This window comes from Reella acinonychis, assembly GCF_052384575.1.
Taxonomy (GTDB): Bacteria; Pseudomonadota; Gammaproteobacteria; order Enterobacterales; family Pasteurellaceae; genus JBQSUQ01.
Genome location: NZ_JBQSUQ010000012.1, coordinates 35187 through 48016 on the forward strand (window position 1 = coordinate 35187; position 12830 = coordinate 48016).

The 12830-nt window shown below is 37.3% G+C and carries 12 protein-coding genes and 1 other RNA gene; 7 read left to right on the plus strand and 6 right to left on the minus strand.

All coding sequences use genetic code 11. From position 1 onward, the window contains the following. The first annotated feature begins 216 nt into the window (after positions 1 to 216). The 4 genes from ACT2CV_RS06010 to ffs all read left to right on the plus strand — a co-directional run bounded on the left by ACT2CV_RS06010 (position 217) and on the right by ffs (position 4827). On the plus strand, positions 217 to 2235 hold the full coding sequence (locus tag ACT2CV_RS06010; RefSeq protein ID WP_464972226.1) for a BCCT family transporter: 2019 nt from the start codon (positions 217 to 219) through the stop codon (positions 2233 to 2235). A gap of 119 nt (positions 2236 to 2354) precedes the next feature. Continuing rightward, the gene (locus tag ACT2CV_RS06015) at positions 2355 to 2993 is read left to right on the plus strand and encodes a tellurite resistance TerB family protein (RefSeq protein WP_464972227.1); all 639 of its coding nucleotides are present in this window, start codon (positions 2355 to 2357) and stop codon (positions 2991 to 2993) included. Between the two features lie 149 nt (positions 2994 to 3142). Beyond that, positions 3143 to 4561 carry an SLC13 family permease gene (locus tag ACT2CV_RS06020; protein ID WP_464974051.1) on the plus strand — a complete coding sequence of 473 codons (1419 nt, stop codon included), beginning with the start codon at positions 3143 to 3145 and terminating at the stop codon, positions 4559 to 4561. 167 nt (positions 4562 to 4728) lie between these two features. Next, an RNA gene (gene ffs, locus ACT2CV_RS06025) (signal recognition particle sRNA small type) lies at positions 4729 to 4827 on the plus strand. Positions 4828 to 4851: 24 nt separating this feature from the next. Here ffs and ACT2CV_RS06030 read toward each other — a convergent pair. Further along, complete coding sequence (locus tag ACT2CV_RS06030) at positions 4852 to 6258, minus strand: MATE family efflux transporter (RefSeq protein ID WP_464972228.1); 1407 nt, start codon at positions 6256 to 6258, stop codon at positions 4852 to 4854. 75 nt (positions 6259 to 6333) lie between these two features. On the opposite strand from ACT2CV_RS06030, the gene ACT2CV_RS06035 reads away from it, so the two are divergent. From ACT2CV_RS06035 to zevB, 3 genes are read left to right on the plus strand one after another with little or no spacing between them, the layout of a single operon-like run. Beyond that, positions 6334 to 6945 (plus strand): riboflavin synthase subunit alpha, encoded by a 612-nt coding sequence (locus ACT2CV_RS06035; RefSeq protein ID WP_464972229.1) that lies wholly within the window; start codon positions 6334 to 6336, stop codon positions 6943 to 6945. Further along, on the plus strand, positions 6945 to 7574 hold the full coding sequence (gene zevA, locus ACT2CV_RS06040; RefSeq protein WP_464972230.1) for a zinc transporter binding subunit ZevA: 630 nt from the start codon (positions 6945 to 6947) through the stop codon (positions 7572 to 7574). The genes ACT2CV_RS06035 and zevA overlap by 1 nt, the downstream gene beginning before the upstream one ends. Beyond that, complete coding sequence (gene zevB, locus ACT2CV_RS06045; protein ID WP_464972231.1) at positions 7565 to 8557, plus strand: zinc transporter permease subunit ZevB; 993 nt, start codon at positions 7565 to 7567, stop codon at positions 8555 to 8557. Before zevA ends, zevB begins: the two co-directional genes overlap by 10 nt. Before the next feature lie 23 nt (positions 8558 to 8580). On the opposite strand, the gene ACT2CV_RS06050 is transcribed toward zevB, so the two are convergent. From ACT2CV_RS06050 to rsxD, 5 genes are read right to left on the minus strand one after another with little or no spacing between them, the layout of a single operon-like run. Further along, positions 8581 to 9819 (minus strand): DUF2254 domain-containing protein, encoded by a 1239-nt coding sequence (locus ACT2CV_RS06050; protein WP_464972232.1) that lies wholly within the window; start codon positions 9817 to 9819, stop codon positions 8581 to 8583. Between the two features lie 12 nt (positions 9820 to 9831). Further along, positions 9832 to 10467 (minus strand): endonuclease III, encoded by a 636-nt coding sequence (nth, locus tag ACT2CV_RS06055; RefSeq protein WP_464972233.1) that lies wholly within the window; start codon positions 10465 to 10467, stop codon positions 9832 to 9834. Continuing rightward, on the minus strand, positions 10464 to 11114 hold the full coding sequence (locus ACT2CV_RS06060; protein WP_464972234.1) for an electron transport complex subunit E: 651 nt from the start codon (positions 11112 to 11114) through the stop codon (positions 10464 to 10466). Before ACT2CV_RS06060 ends, nth begins: the two co-directional genes overlap by 4 nt. Positions 11115 to 11153: 39 nt before the next feature. Further along, positions 11154 to 11756 (minus strand): electron transport complex subunit RsxG, encoded by a 603-nt coding sequence (gene rsxG, locus ACT2CV_RS06065; RefSeq protein ID WP_464972235.1) that lies wholly within the window; start codon positions 11754 to 11756, stop codon positions 11154 to 11156. Beyond that, positions 11756 to 12826 (minus strand): electron transport complex subunit RsxD, encoded by a 1071-nt coding sequence (gene rsxD / locus ACT2CV_RS06070; protein WP_464972236.1) that lies wholly within the window; start codon positions 12824 to 12826, stop codon positions 11756 to 11758. Before rsxD ends, rsxG begins: the two co-directional genes overlap by 1 nt. Between the last annotated feature and the right edge of the window lie 4 nt (positions 12827 to 12830).

Consider the following 12830-nt stretch of genomic DNA (forward strand, 5'->3'; position numbering starts at 1 on the left):
AAGAAATCAACGTTGGGCGCAATTCTACCTTATTTTGAGTGAAATAGGATCTTTCTATATGAAACTTTTATACTAATTTGAGAACTGCCATTTTCTTTTGGCAAAAGACAATGTTGGATAGCTTGTAAGTGTCTCTAAATAGGGCTGATTTGTGAGAAAATGGATTTTCTGATATAATATTCTGGATTATTAATTTTTTTAGGAGAAAATATCGTTTTGTTTCATAAATCCTCTTTAAAATCATCTTTTAACCCTTTCGTTATTTCCACGACATTATTTCTTGTTATTTTATTAGTCGCTTTTACCCTTGTTGCACCAGATGCTATGCAGTCAGGATTAAACTGGGCTAAACAAGGTATTTTTGACCATTTTAGTTGGTTCTATATTTTATCTTTTTCTATTTTCCTCGGATTTTTAATTGTTTTATCTGTCAGCCGCTTTGGTGCTATTAAATTAGGTAGCAATGAAGAAGAACCTGAATTTTCGTTTCTTTCTTGGTTAGCAATGTTATTTGCTGCTGGTATGGGGGTTGGCTTGATGTTCTTCGGTGTTGCCGAGCCACTCACTCATTATTCTTCAGATATTACTGTTGGTTCTGCTGGTCAGCAACAGCAACAAGCCTTATTACATACCGTTTTTCACTGGGGAATTCATGCTTGGGCAGTTTATGCAGTTATTGCCCTCGCTTTAGCTTATTTCGGTTTCCGTTATAAATTGCCTTTAGCGCTGCGTTCTTGTTTTTATCCTTTATTGAAAGATCGTATCAATGGCAAATTAGGGGATTTAATTGATATTGTTGCTTTAATAGCAACACTTTTCGGTATTATTACAACACTCGGTTTTGGCGCGGCGCAATTAAGTGCAGGTTTAGTGCAAATAGGTTTATTATCAGAAAGTAATTTTGCTATTCAAACTGGTATTATTGTTATTGTCATGGGATTAGCGGTTTTTTCTGCTATTTCTGGCGTGGGCAAAGGCGTTAAATTACTCAGTGAAATTAACTTAGGATTAGCTTTCACATTAATGTTATTTGTGTTGATTGCGGGTCCTACACTTTATTTATTGTCTTCTTTTAGTGATAACTTAGGCACATATTTAAGTAATATTATTTCTTTTAGTTTTAAAACCTATGTTTATGATAGTGAACATACGGGCTGGTTCACTGGTTGGACCGTACTTTATTGGGCTTGGTGGTGTTCTTGGGCTCCATTTGTAGGGCTTTTTATCGCGCGTATTTCTCGTGGACGTACAATTCGTGAATTTATTTTTGGTGTATTAGCCATTCCAAGTCTTTTCTGTATTTTATGGTTTACTGTTTTTGGTAATTCAGCGATTTGGTTAGATGATAACATTGCTAATGGTGCGTTAAGTCAGCTTACTTCATCGCCAGAAATGTTATTATTCCGTTTCTTAGACTATTTCCCATTATCAACGCTGACAAGTGTAGTTGCATTGGTGATTATTTCCTTGTTTTTCATCACTTCTGCGGATTCAGGCATTTATGTATTAAACAATATCGCTTCTCGTGATAAAAGTTTGGTTTCACCAAAATGGCAAGCGGTGATGTGGGGCTGTTTAATGTCAGCAGTTGCTATTACATTAATCAAAACAGGTGGATTAGCAACCTTACAAACCATGACATTAATTGTTGCTTTGCCTTTTGCCATGCTAATGCTGGTGATGTGTGTGAGTTTATGGAAAGGCGCAAAAGCGGATAGCCAATATTTTGAAGCAAAAGTGACACCAACCAGTATTTTCTGGACTGGCGATTCTTGGAAAGAGCGTTTAGGTCAAATGTTAAACCAAACGCAAGAAAAAGATATTTTAAAATTCTTGAAACGTAAAGCTTTGCCTGCTATGAGAGAATTACGCCAAGAATTGATTGATGTGCATAATTTAAATGTGGAAGTTATTGAGTTATTTGATAATGAGCCCGCAGTAGAAATTCACATTAAGAAAGAATCAATGAGAGATTTTATATATGGTATTAAATCTGTCGCGAAAGAGGTGTCAGATCAGTTGATTAATGACGATAATCTACCTCATATTCAACATGCGGTGACTTATGAGCCAATTACTTATTTCTTTGATGGACGAACAGGCTATGATGTTCAATATATGTCAAAAAATGAGTTAATCGCCGATGTGTTAAAACAATATGAACGCTATTTAGGCTTGCTTGATAATGTAGGGCAAGAGCTGATGTCTCATGAGCAAACAGAATTAGCAGAGTAACTTAATTGGCCGCATAAAAAAGTGCGGTCAATTTTTCATTAATTTATTTTCTCATTGGGAACATTTTCTTTTATATTTTGTCTAAGCAATGTATTTCAACAAACCAATAAGGTAACAATATGAATGTTAATGACATTTTAGGTGTGGTATTAAGTACAGCAAAACAATCAGCTGAAAATGTAAGAAGACCGAGTGAAACCCCATCAGATATGATTAATAAAATGGGTGGTGGTGCCGCTTTAGCGGGTATTCTATCAATGGTGCTTGGCCGTAATGGTGGTGCAGGTTTAACGAAATTAGGCTCTTTAGCGGTATTAGGTAATTTAGCTTATCAAGCATACCAAAATTATCAAAAAAGCCAAATGTCAGCTAGCCAATTAACTGAAAGTGATTTTGATTCAATGCCATCAACAGCAACGAATGAAAAAAGCATGGTGATTTTACGTACTATGATCGCTGCTGCTTTATCTGATGGTGATTTAGATGAGCAGGAACAAGCTTTAATTGAGCGTGAAAGTGGTGATAACCCAGAATTACAACAGTGGTTAATTAATGAAATCCAACGCCCAATTTCTGTTGAAGAAATTGCCCAAATTGTTGGTCGTGATATGGCATTAGCGAGCCAAGTTTATTTAGCGGCAAGAGTGGTATGTAAAGAACTTTCTCGTAAAGAAATTGTTTTCCTTTCACAACTCGCTGAGGCATTACATTTAGATGATGCATTAGTTGAGCAATTGGAAAAACAAGCTGGATTTTAAAATATAACTTCAAATAAGTTTAAAAAAGGGACGAAAGTCCCTTTTTTATTGCTAAATTTGGAGCAATGTTGTCAATTTGTGACCTTGATCAGAGATTACCTACCTATTTTCTATTAGAATATAATTATTAAAATTAATTTGAGGTATTTATGAAAATCATACAACAGCTCTATCAAGGAAAAAGCCGCATTATTGGTCGTAATGCATTATTTTTTATTTTTTCTGTGATCTTCGCTGTCTCAATGACAGTTCTGCTTTCTGATTCATCTTTCACATCTATTCAGAATTACGTTCTTTTCTTATTATTTCTAGCAATTTCTTTGTGGGTAACCGAAGCAATTCCAGCGTTCTCAGTCAGTATTTTAATTGTGGGTTTCCTTGTTCTTGTCATGGGGAAAAGTGAGGCTCATGATGCAATTCAATATTTACAGACTTGGTCAGATAGTGTTATCTGGTTGTTTTTAGGTGGTTTTTTCTTAGCGGAAGCGATGAAAAAAACGCAATTGGACTTGCTATTATTGAAATCTGTGTTGCCAAAATTTGGGCAAAAGCCGGTGAATGTATTATGGGGGCTAATGTTATTAACCGCAGTCATGTCGATGTTAATGAGTAATACGGCAACAACTGCAATGATGATCGCAACTATCAGTCCATTATTCACCCGATTAGACAGTGAATCTAAATTATCTAAAGCACTCTTATTAGGAATTCCTGCTGCAGCTTCCGTTGGGGGAATGGGGACGATCATTGGTTCAGCACCTAATGCTATTGCGGTGGGGGCGTTAGATAAATTAGGTCATCCAATTTCATTTTTAGAATGGATGATGGTGGGGACGCCACTTGCTCTTGTGTTACTTTTTGTTTTTTGGCGTGTATTAGTCATCAAATATCAAGTCAATAAAGAACAAAATCTCGACTTTAGCTTTTTAAATGAAACCAATACAAAAATACCAACAGTCCAAGAAAATTTTGATAAATTAATCGTTATTGTTATTTTAGCGGTTACCTTGTTCTGTTGGTTGACTTCTAAATTAATTGGTATTCCCGTTGCGGCAGCATCAGGAATTCCAATTGTGTGCTTAACTATGTTTGGTATTTTAGATGCCAAAGACATACGTCAATTGCCATGGGATACTTTAATGTTAGTTGCTGGTGGCTTGGCGTTAGGATTGGCGATTGAAGAACAGCGTATTGCTGCGCATTTCGTTGAACAATTAAGCAATGTTCAAGTGAGCTTTATGATGTTGTTATTTATCTTCGGTTTTATCACTGTGATTTTATCGAACTTTATGAGTAACACTGCAGCGACGACAATTCTTATTCCTATGGGGGTATCCTTATTAGCAATGGTAAATAGTACGGATGTCAATCCAGTTATATTACCTCTTGTGATCGGTTTAAGTGCTTCTTGTGCTTTATTCTTACCTGTATCAACTCCACCAAATGCGATTGCATTTAGTACGGGATTAGTCAAACAAGCAGAATTCCGTTTAGGTGGGGTTGTTATCGGCTTATTAGGTCCAATTCTGAGTATTGCTTGGGTATTATTAATTTATTTATTATTCTAGTTCTTAGTTGATAACAGTAAAAAGTGCGGTGAAAAAGAGTAAAGATTTTCACCGCACTTTTTTGTTGCTTATGTCTTGTTTTTGACTTGCCAAATAAATATTTGCAATCAAGATTGCTTTATAGCATAATGCACAGCCTAAGCCGTTGGCTTAGTTCAATGGAAACCTTCTCGGTCTCTCGCAATGGTGTCTGGTTTACTCGGTCAGGTTCGGAAGAAAGCAGCCAAAGTCAGAATTTCTGTGTGCCGAGAATTCGCTGGGAAGGTTTCCGCCCTATAAGACCTTCCCTTTTATTTCATTTTTTCCAATTTCGCTAATAACAATTCTTCTGGTTGAGATTGTATTTTTCTCATTCGATAGAACAACAAAATTGCGGCAGCAGTTAATGCAACGACAAAAGCAATCCAAAAGCCTTTCGCGCCCAAATGAGGCAAGATGAGGTCTGTCATTGCTAAGCTATAACCAAGGGGAATACCAATCACCCAATAACAAAATAGCGTGATGTATAAAATTGCTTTTGTGTCTTTATATCCTCTTAGAATACCACTAATCACAACTTGTACTGTATCGGAAAATTGATAAAGTGCGACAATTAAAAATAAGGAACTCGCCAGTGCAATAACTTCCTTGTTTTTATCACTATTCACAAATAATGCTGCGATTTGCTCTCTAAATAATACGGTCACTAATACAGTGATAATCGTGATATTCAAGCCAACGGCGAGTGCAATATAGGAAATTTGTTTTGCTTGATGTGGGCTTTTTTCACCTAAACGTTGTCCGATCAGAATTGTTGCTGCCATGCCCAAGGACATTGGGAACATAAAAATAAATGAGCTGGTATTCAATGCGATTTGGTGGCTTGCAATCACAATTTCGCCAAGTGGGGAGAGGAATAAAGCGGTTAAAGAAAATAGTGCCACTTCTGCCCATAGGGCGAGGGCAATGGGCAAGCTTAAGCGCAATAATTTAGCTAATGTTTCGCCATTTGGTTTTTCGATAACATGTTCAAACACCTTAAGATCCCGTTGGTTTGCGGCAACTTTACTGTAACTTATCATCATAATGCACATTGCCCAGTTCACAATTGCGGTTGCAATGCCACAGCCTACCGCGCCAAAAGCCGGCAAGCCAAATTTGCCATAAATAAAAATGTAATTGAGGGGAATGTTTAATAATAAACCGAGAACCGTAATCACCATTGCGGGTTTCGTTTTGGCGATACCATCATTTAAACAACGAAAGTTGATCATCAATAAATAAGCGGGTAGCCCCCAAAGCATCACGCGTAAATAACTGATGGTGATATCCGCAAGATCTTTTTTCATTTCTCTTGCCATAATCACAATATCACTGTGATAAATAAGAAAAGCAATGGGAATACAGCTAGCCAATACAATCCACAAGCCTTGTCGTACTTGATGTGCAATGCGATGACGTTGACCTGAACCATTCAAATAAGAAATAGTCGGAGGTAGCGCAAGTAAAAGTCCTTGACCAAATAACACCAAGGGAAACCAAATGGAAGCACCAACCGAAATGGCTGACATATCCGCTGCACTAACGCGTCCCGCCATAATAGTATCCACAATCCCCATGGAGTTTTGTGCCACTTGCGCCAATAAAATAGGAATGGCAATTTGAATTAATTTTTTTGCTTGTTCGTGGTATGCTTGCCAACGTTGAAATAATTGCATAATAAATCCGAGTTTATTTTATAATGGAAAAATCTTGGAAAATACACCGCACTTTTGCGGGTTAAGAGAGTTAATATGTTTACAGGTATCGTGCAAGGTACTGCACAAATTCATTCAATTGAGAATAAAACGAATTTTAGAACACATACCATCAAAATGCCACAGGAATTGTTGGCAGACTTGCAATTAGGGGCGTCAGTGGCGCATAACGGTGTTTGTTTAACCGTTACCCAAATTGAAGGTGATTTAATTAGCTTCGATTTAATGCAAGAAACCTTACGTATTACAAATTTAGGCGCTTTAAAACAAGGCGATAGTGTCAATGTGGAACGAGCTATGCGTTTTGGGGCCGAAGTTGGCGGGCATTTGCTTTCGGGGCATGTGTATTGCACCGCTAAAATTAGCGAACGTATTGCAACAGAAAACAACCTGCAATTGTGGTTTGAGTTGCCTAATCAAGAAGTGATGAAATATATTTTAACCAAAGGTTTTATTGCTATTGACGGTATTAGTTTGACCATTGGTGAAGTAAAAGGTCTGAAATTCTGTGTTAATCTCATTCCTGAAACTATCGAACGCACATTAATCGCGAAAAAAGCCATTGGTGAGTTGGTGAATATTGAAATTGATCCGCAAACGCAAGCCATTGTGGATACAGTAGAACGTTATTTGGCGACCAAAGCATAATGAAAAAAATTCTCTTTTTTTTCACCGCACTTTTTATGTGGCAGCAAACGGCATTGGCTCATCCTCATGCCTTTATTAGTATGCAGACTAAACCTCTAGTGGAAAACAATCAGCTAATTGGTTTTTCGCTGCAATGGTTGTTGGATGAAGCGAGTTCTGCAGAAGTTCTGTATGATTTCCAATTGGCTCAGGATGATGAAAAAGCCAAGAAAGAGATGGCAGAAAATATTATCAAAAATGTGATTGCTGAGCATTATTTTAGCTATCTGTATGATAAAAAAGGAAATAAAGTCAAATATACCTCTCAGCCTAAAAATTATGGTTTAAAAGCGGTTGGTAACCAAATTGCCTATTACTTTGATTTCTTTTTATCTAAACCTCAGGCGTTGGTGGATAATCAGTTAACTTTTATGGTGTATGATCCCACTTATTATGTTGCCATGTTTTATGATGCTCAAAGTGCGGTTGATTTTTCGCCACTTCCTTCAAATTGTGAAGGCAAATTAATTCATCAGCAAGTGGATGAAAAAACAGAAAAATATGCGTCATCTTTGGATAAAACACAAAAAGAGGCGGATTTCTCATTAGGCGTGTTATTTGCGCAAAAAGTGATAATTCAATGCAAATAAAAAAATATCGATTAGTTGTATTATTGTGCCTGTTGATTGCAGGCATTTGCTTTTTATTCCCTTTGTTATTTCAACAGGTTGTAGGTTGGCAAAAGGATATTAATCAATTGCTTTCACAACAACTACATCAAATTAAGCAAGAACCTATTTCCGCTGGCATTGGTTTAGTAGCAGCGAGTTTTCTATATGGTGTGTTTCATGCTTTAGGCCCAGGGCATGGTAAGTTTATTATCACGAGCTATTTATCTACACATCAATCCAAATTAGCAACCAGTATGCGGCTAACTTTTTTATCTTCATTAATGCAAGGTATTGTAGCGATTGCTGCTACTTCGATTATTGTGGTGCTGCTTAACCTTTCTTCTGCGCAATTTAAAACAAGCCAGCTTTGGTTGGAACGTGTGGCGTACGGCTTAATTTTTTTATTGGGTTTACAATGGTTGTGGCAAGCCATTAAAAATGTGCTATCACAGAAAGGTAAACCGAAAATTCGTGCCATTCAGCCAATTTCTCAAGCGCAACTATCTAAAAGTGCGGTGAAAAATCCACAAGTTTTTCATCAGCATAGTGAAAACTGTGCGTGCGGTCACCAACATTTGCCTAATTCTGTTCAGCTTGAGGGAATTACTGATTTTAAATCACAATGTTTAGTCATTTTCAGTATTGGCATGCGCCCTTGTACTGGTGCGATTTTTATTTTATTTCTTTCTTATATGCTTGATCTTTATTGGTGGGGGATGTTAGCCACAATGGCAATGGCATTAGGAACGGGAATTACTTTGTCGAGTTTTGCATTATTAGTGCAATATGCGCGACAAACTGCGGTTAAATTAGGTAAATGGTATGTTTCGCCACAGTTTAAACAACATATCCCAAGCATTGTGAAATTGATTTTTGCTTTACTATTAATGGGATTTGCATTAAGCCTAATGTACGCCACAACCTTGCAAAGTAGTGGCGGGGCATTGTTGTTGGGAAGGTAAACTTCCCAACAGATTGGGATTATTTATGATTGAAATAATTTGTTATATTTCTGCGTTAAAATCTCTTTCTCAACATCAAATTTAATTTCTTCCATTGCTCTTTCTAATGAAAGTTGCGCCATTTTTTGCGCTTCAATGGCTATTTCATGATGTGAGTTATTTATAGCAATACTAGCTAATACTTTTTGTATTGTGAGATTCACTTCGATGATATTGATACCATCTCGCGCAATAGGCCAAAAACCATTTCTAATTAATTTACCATAGTCAAAAGGTTTTATGGACAAACGGTTATAATCAGGTTTATCCTCTTGGGGTGTGACTTTTTCTGATAGCAAGGACATCATTCTTGTCATCACATTAATAGCTGTTCCCGGATCATTTACAGCAGGTGATAATGCACGTTGTGCAACTTCACTTAGTACAATAAATCCCCAAGAGGGATCTTGCTCAAAAGTTCTTTCTGTTGAGTGAATAAAACATGCTTTAAATGCTTTGTCATCAGGAATTGTTTTTTCTGCGTAATAGAGAATCGTATGAGGTGTAATTAATTCGCCTGGTCGAACATTAATATGGAGATTACAATCATGATTTTCAGCCAGTTTTTGTAATGTCTGCATATTAATATGGGTGAGATAGCCTGTAAATTCAGCATATGTAGGCAGATTTTTAGATATCATATCCACATTGCTTGTGGCTCCCATTGTTGGGCTATTCCAATGGTTTTCCAAAGATAATCTGGTGGCATTTTCGATTTTTGTTAATGTATTCCCTAAACGACCAAGTTGAGATAAGGTATAAACCCATTTAATTAAAGTAATAATTAAATAAATAAGTACAGCAACCGTACTAATAAATAAAACAAAATGTCCATTTTGCTCGTAGAATCCCATACTTAATGCTGTTTTAGCAATAATGGCGTAAATAAAAGCACAAATAAAGCTACTAATAGCTGTTCTTGTGCTTTGATCATCAACGACTAAATCGATAGCTCTTGGTGTTGCGCCATTTGTTACTGCAGAATAGGCTGAAACCATGATCGATAATGAAAAGGTGGTTACAGCTAGCATACTTGAGGCAATAATATTTAATAGGTCATGTAAGACTTTGTCTGGAATCCCTGGCAGTATATTTTTATCAGGAATTTGAGCACCTAATCTCAATAAAAAGACAAATAAAATGGTGACTATGGTCCAATAACTTGGTGTAATCCATAACTGATTGCTCGGTTTTTTGAGCATGAGTAGCCATTTATAGAACATGAAAATACCCCATTAACATTCCGTCTTTTCTTTAAATTCGCATAAATCTTCAATAATACAGGAGCCGCATCTTGGTTTACGGGCAATACAAGTGTAACGTCCATGTAAGATCAACCAATGATGAACATCGACTTTAAATTCTTCAGGAACAACTTTAAGCAGTTTTTCTTCTACTTTCACCACATCTTTTCCGGGAGCGAAATTCGTGCGGTTGGAAACGCGGAAAATATGGGTATCAACAGCGATAGTTGGGTGACCAAAAGCAGTATTTAGCACTACATTCGCTGTTTTACGACCTACTCCCGCTAGTGCTTCAAGGGCTTCGCGGTTTTCAGGCACCTGACCATTGTGTTTTTCAATTAAGTCTTTACAGGTTTTGATAATATTTTCTGCTTTGCTATTAAATAAACCAATAGTTTTGATGTATTCTTTTAATCCATCAACGCCGAGTGCATAAATGGCTTCGGGTGTATTGGCAACGGGAAATAATTTGTCTGTTGCTTTATTCACGCCTTTATCTGTGGCTTGAGCGGATAAAATGACTGCAATAAGCAATTCAAATGGCGTGCTGAAGTTAAGCTCTGTTGTTGGATGCGGATTTTGATCGCGTAAGCGCGTTAAAATTTCAATGCGTTTTTGTTTATTCATTTTTTCTGATCCAACTTATTTTTGCATGCCAAAATAATACCTAAACCGATGAAGGCTCCTGGTGGTAAAATGGCTAACAATAAATGATTTTCTTGATGGAATAGTTCGATTCTCAGTACTTTTGCCCAATCCCCCAACAATAAATGGATACCATCAAATAAGGTGCCATTGCCCAAAATTTCACGTAATGCACCAAGTAGAACAAGACTTAATGTCATCCCTAAGCCCATTGCAAAGCCATCAAAGGCAGAATGAATAACGGTATTTTTACTAGCAAAGGCTTCTGCTCGTCCAATAACAATACAGTTTGTTACAATTAAGGGAATAAAAATGCCCAAGGATTGATAGAGATTATAAGTATAGGCATTCATTAATAATTGGACAGTGGTTACCATTGTAGCGATAACCATCACATAAATTGGGATACGAATTTCATAAGGAATTTGTTTGCGGAATAGGGAAACAATGGTATTGGTGCAAACTAATACCACAAGGGTTGCAATGCCTAATCCCAGTGCATTAGTGACGGAATTTGAGACCGCGAGCAAGGGACATAAACCTAATAATTGCACAATCGCAGGGTTATTACGCCATAGCCCTTGGCTTAATAAATCTGACCAGATACTTTTTTCTGTTTGTTCAGTCATATAAAACTCATTAAAAATTGTCTTTTTTTCACCGCACTTTTAAGGTTGTGGCGATGAGGTTTGTTCTATTTTGAGAATTTCTAAAGCGCTACGTTTTACTTGATTAACAACAGCGCGTGGCGTAATCGTGGCGCCAGCAAATTGGTCAAACTGACCGCCATCTTTTTTTACTGCCCAATCTTGTAAGTTATCCTCATGGATTTTTTTATGGTTAAAGCTCAGGATCCAATTTGATACTCGGGTTTCGATTTTATCGCCTAACCCCGGTGTTTCTTTGTGTTCAAGTACGCGAACGCCCAATACTTCGCCCTGTGGTGTGATTCCCATTAATAAGCGAATATTGCCAGAATAGCCATCAGGTGCGGTGCTTTCTACCAAATAAGCTGTTTTCTTGCCCGCTAAAAGTGCGGTGCAAATTTTTTGAATTTGTGGGTTATTGGGTTGCTCACAATTTTGCATAACAGGATTGTCAAAATAATGTTGAGGGATAATTTCTAGCAATAAAGCTTGCTGTTGCTTGGCAATTTCATCCTCGATTTTCGTTTTTGTCAGACGATAAACACCCGTTGAAATAGCGGTGCAAATTAATGCTACTAAACCTAACAATAAGCCATATTTAGACGAAATTTTACCGATGTTCATTATTTTCTCCCTAAATGACCACTAACTCTTGGACGAGTGTATTGATCGATAAATGGCACACAAATATTGGCTAATAAAACGGCAAATGCCACGCCATCAGGGTAATTGCCATAGTAGCGAATTAAATACACAAGTAAGCCAACCAAAGCACCAAATATGAGTTTTCCTTTTGGTGTGATAGAGGCGGTAACGGGATCGGTTGCAATGAAAAATGCACCGAACATCATCGCACCGCTGAGCAATTGAGCCTGAGAAGATAGCACTTTTGAACCGATAATGACTTCTGTGCCGAAACTAAATAATGCAAAGCTGATCAACATCGCAACAGGAATTTGCCAATGGATGATTTTTTTCCAAATAAGGAATACCCCCCCCAATGCAAAGGCTAAATTCACTTGCCACCAACCTAATCCAAACTCAAAGGCATTGTTGAAAAGCGGTTGTTTGATTAAATCATAATGTAGTACATCAGGATTGCCCATTTTATACAGGGTTTTTGCATTATCTAACGGGGTTGCTGCTGTTAAACCATCAATAGATTGCGCTAATTGGCTTAAGCTAAAACCATCGGTGGTGGAGCCTGAGAAAATGAGGCTTAGGCTATCGGCGAATGTTGGAGGTTCATTCAGCAAGCTGATCGGTGGCATCCAAGATGTCATTTGGACAGGAAATGAAACCAGTAATACGACATAGCCAACCATGGCTGGATTAAATAAGTTTTGTCCTAAGCCGCCATAAACATGTTTACCTAAAATAACCGCGCTGAAGGTACCAATAAGTACAATCCAATAAGGCGCGTAAGGGGGAATTGCTATTGCCAAAATAAGTGCGGTTAAAATTACGCTAAAATCAGCCACATAAAATAGGGTAGGCTTACGGCGCAATTTAGTTACTATAAGTTCTAAAAAAATGGCAAAGCTGAGTGCTAGAGTGGTTTGCAATAACACGCCAAAACCAAAAAAGTAAATTAATGTTGCTAAAGCGGGGAGCATTGCAACGATAACCCACAACATAATGCGTGCGGTTAATTTACCTGAATGACTGTGTGGTGAACTGGTTATTCTAAACATATTT

Bases quoted from the DNA above. Each gene is read 5' to 3' on its own strand.
- ACT2CV_RS06015 (WP_464972227.1), top strand. From the start codon at position 2,355: ATGAATGTTAATGACATTTTAGGTGTGGTATTAAGTACAGCAAAACAA.
- ACT2CV_RS06030 (WP_464972228.1), bottom strand. From the start codon at position 6,258: ATGCAATTATTTCAACGTTGGCAAGCATACCACGAACAAGCAAAAAAA.
- rsxD (WP_464972236.1), bottom strand. From the start codon at position 12,826: ATGTTTAGAATAACCAGTTCACCACACAGTCATTCAGGTAAATTAACC.
- zevA (WP_464972230.1), top strand. From the start codon at position 6,945: ATGAAAAAAATTCTCTTTTTTTTCACCGCACTTTTTATGTGGCAGCAA.
- rsxG (WP_464972235.1), bottom strand. From the start codon at position 11,756: ATGAACATCGGTAAAATTTCGTCTAAATATGGCTTATTGTTAGGTTTA.
- zevB (WP_464972231.1), top strand. From the start codon at position 7,565: ATGCAAATAAAAAAATATCGATTAGTTGTATTATTGTGCCTGTTGATT.
- ACT2CV_RS06060 (WP_464972234.1), bottom strand. From the start codon at position 11,114: ATGACTGAACAAACAGAAAAAAGTATCTGGTCAGATTTATTAAGCCAA.
- nth (WP_464972233.1), bottom strand. From the start codon at position 10,467: ATGAATAAACAAAAACGCATTGAAATTTTAACGCGCTTACGCGATCAA.
- ACT2CV_RS06035 (WP_464972229.1), top strand. From the start codon at position 6,334: ATGTTTACAGGTATCGTGCAAGGTACTGCACAAATTCATTCAATTGAG.
- ACT2CV_RS06050 (WP_464972232.1), bottom strand. From the start codon at position 9,819: ATGTTCTATAAATGGCTACTCATGCTCAAAAAACCGAGCAATCAGTTA.
- ACT2CV_RS06020 (WP_464974051.1), top strand. From the start codon at position 3,143: ATGAAAATCATACAACAGCTCTATCAAGGAAAAAGCCGCATTATTGGT.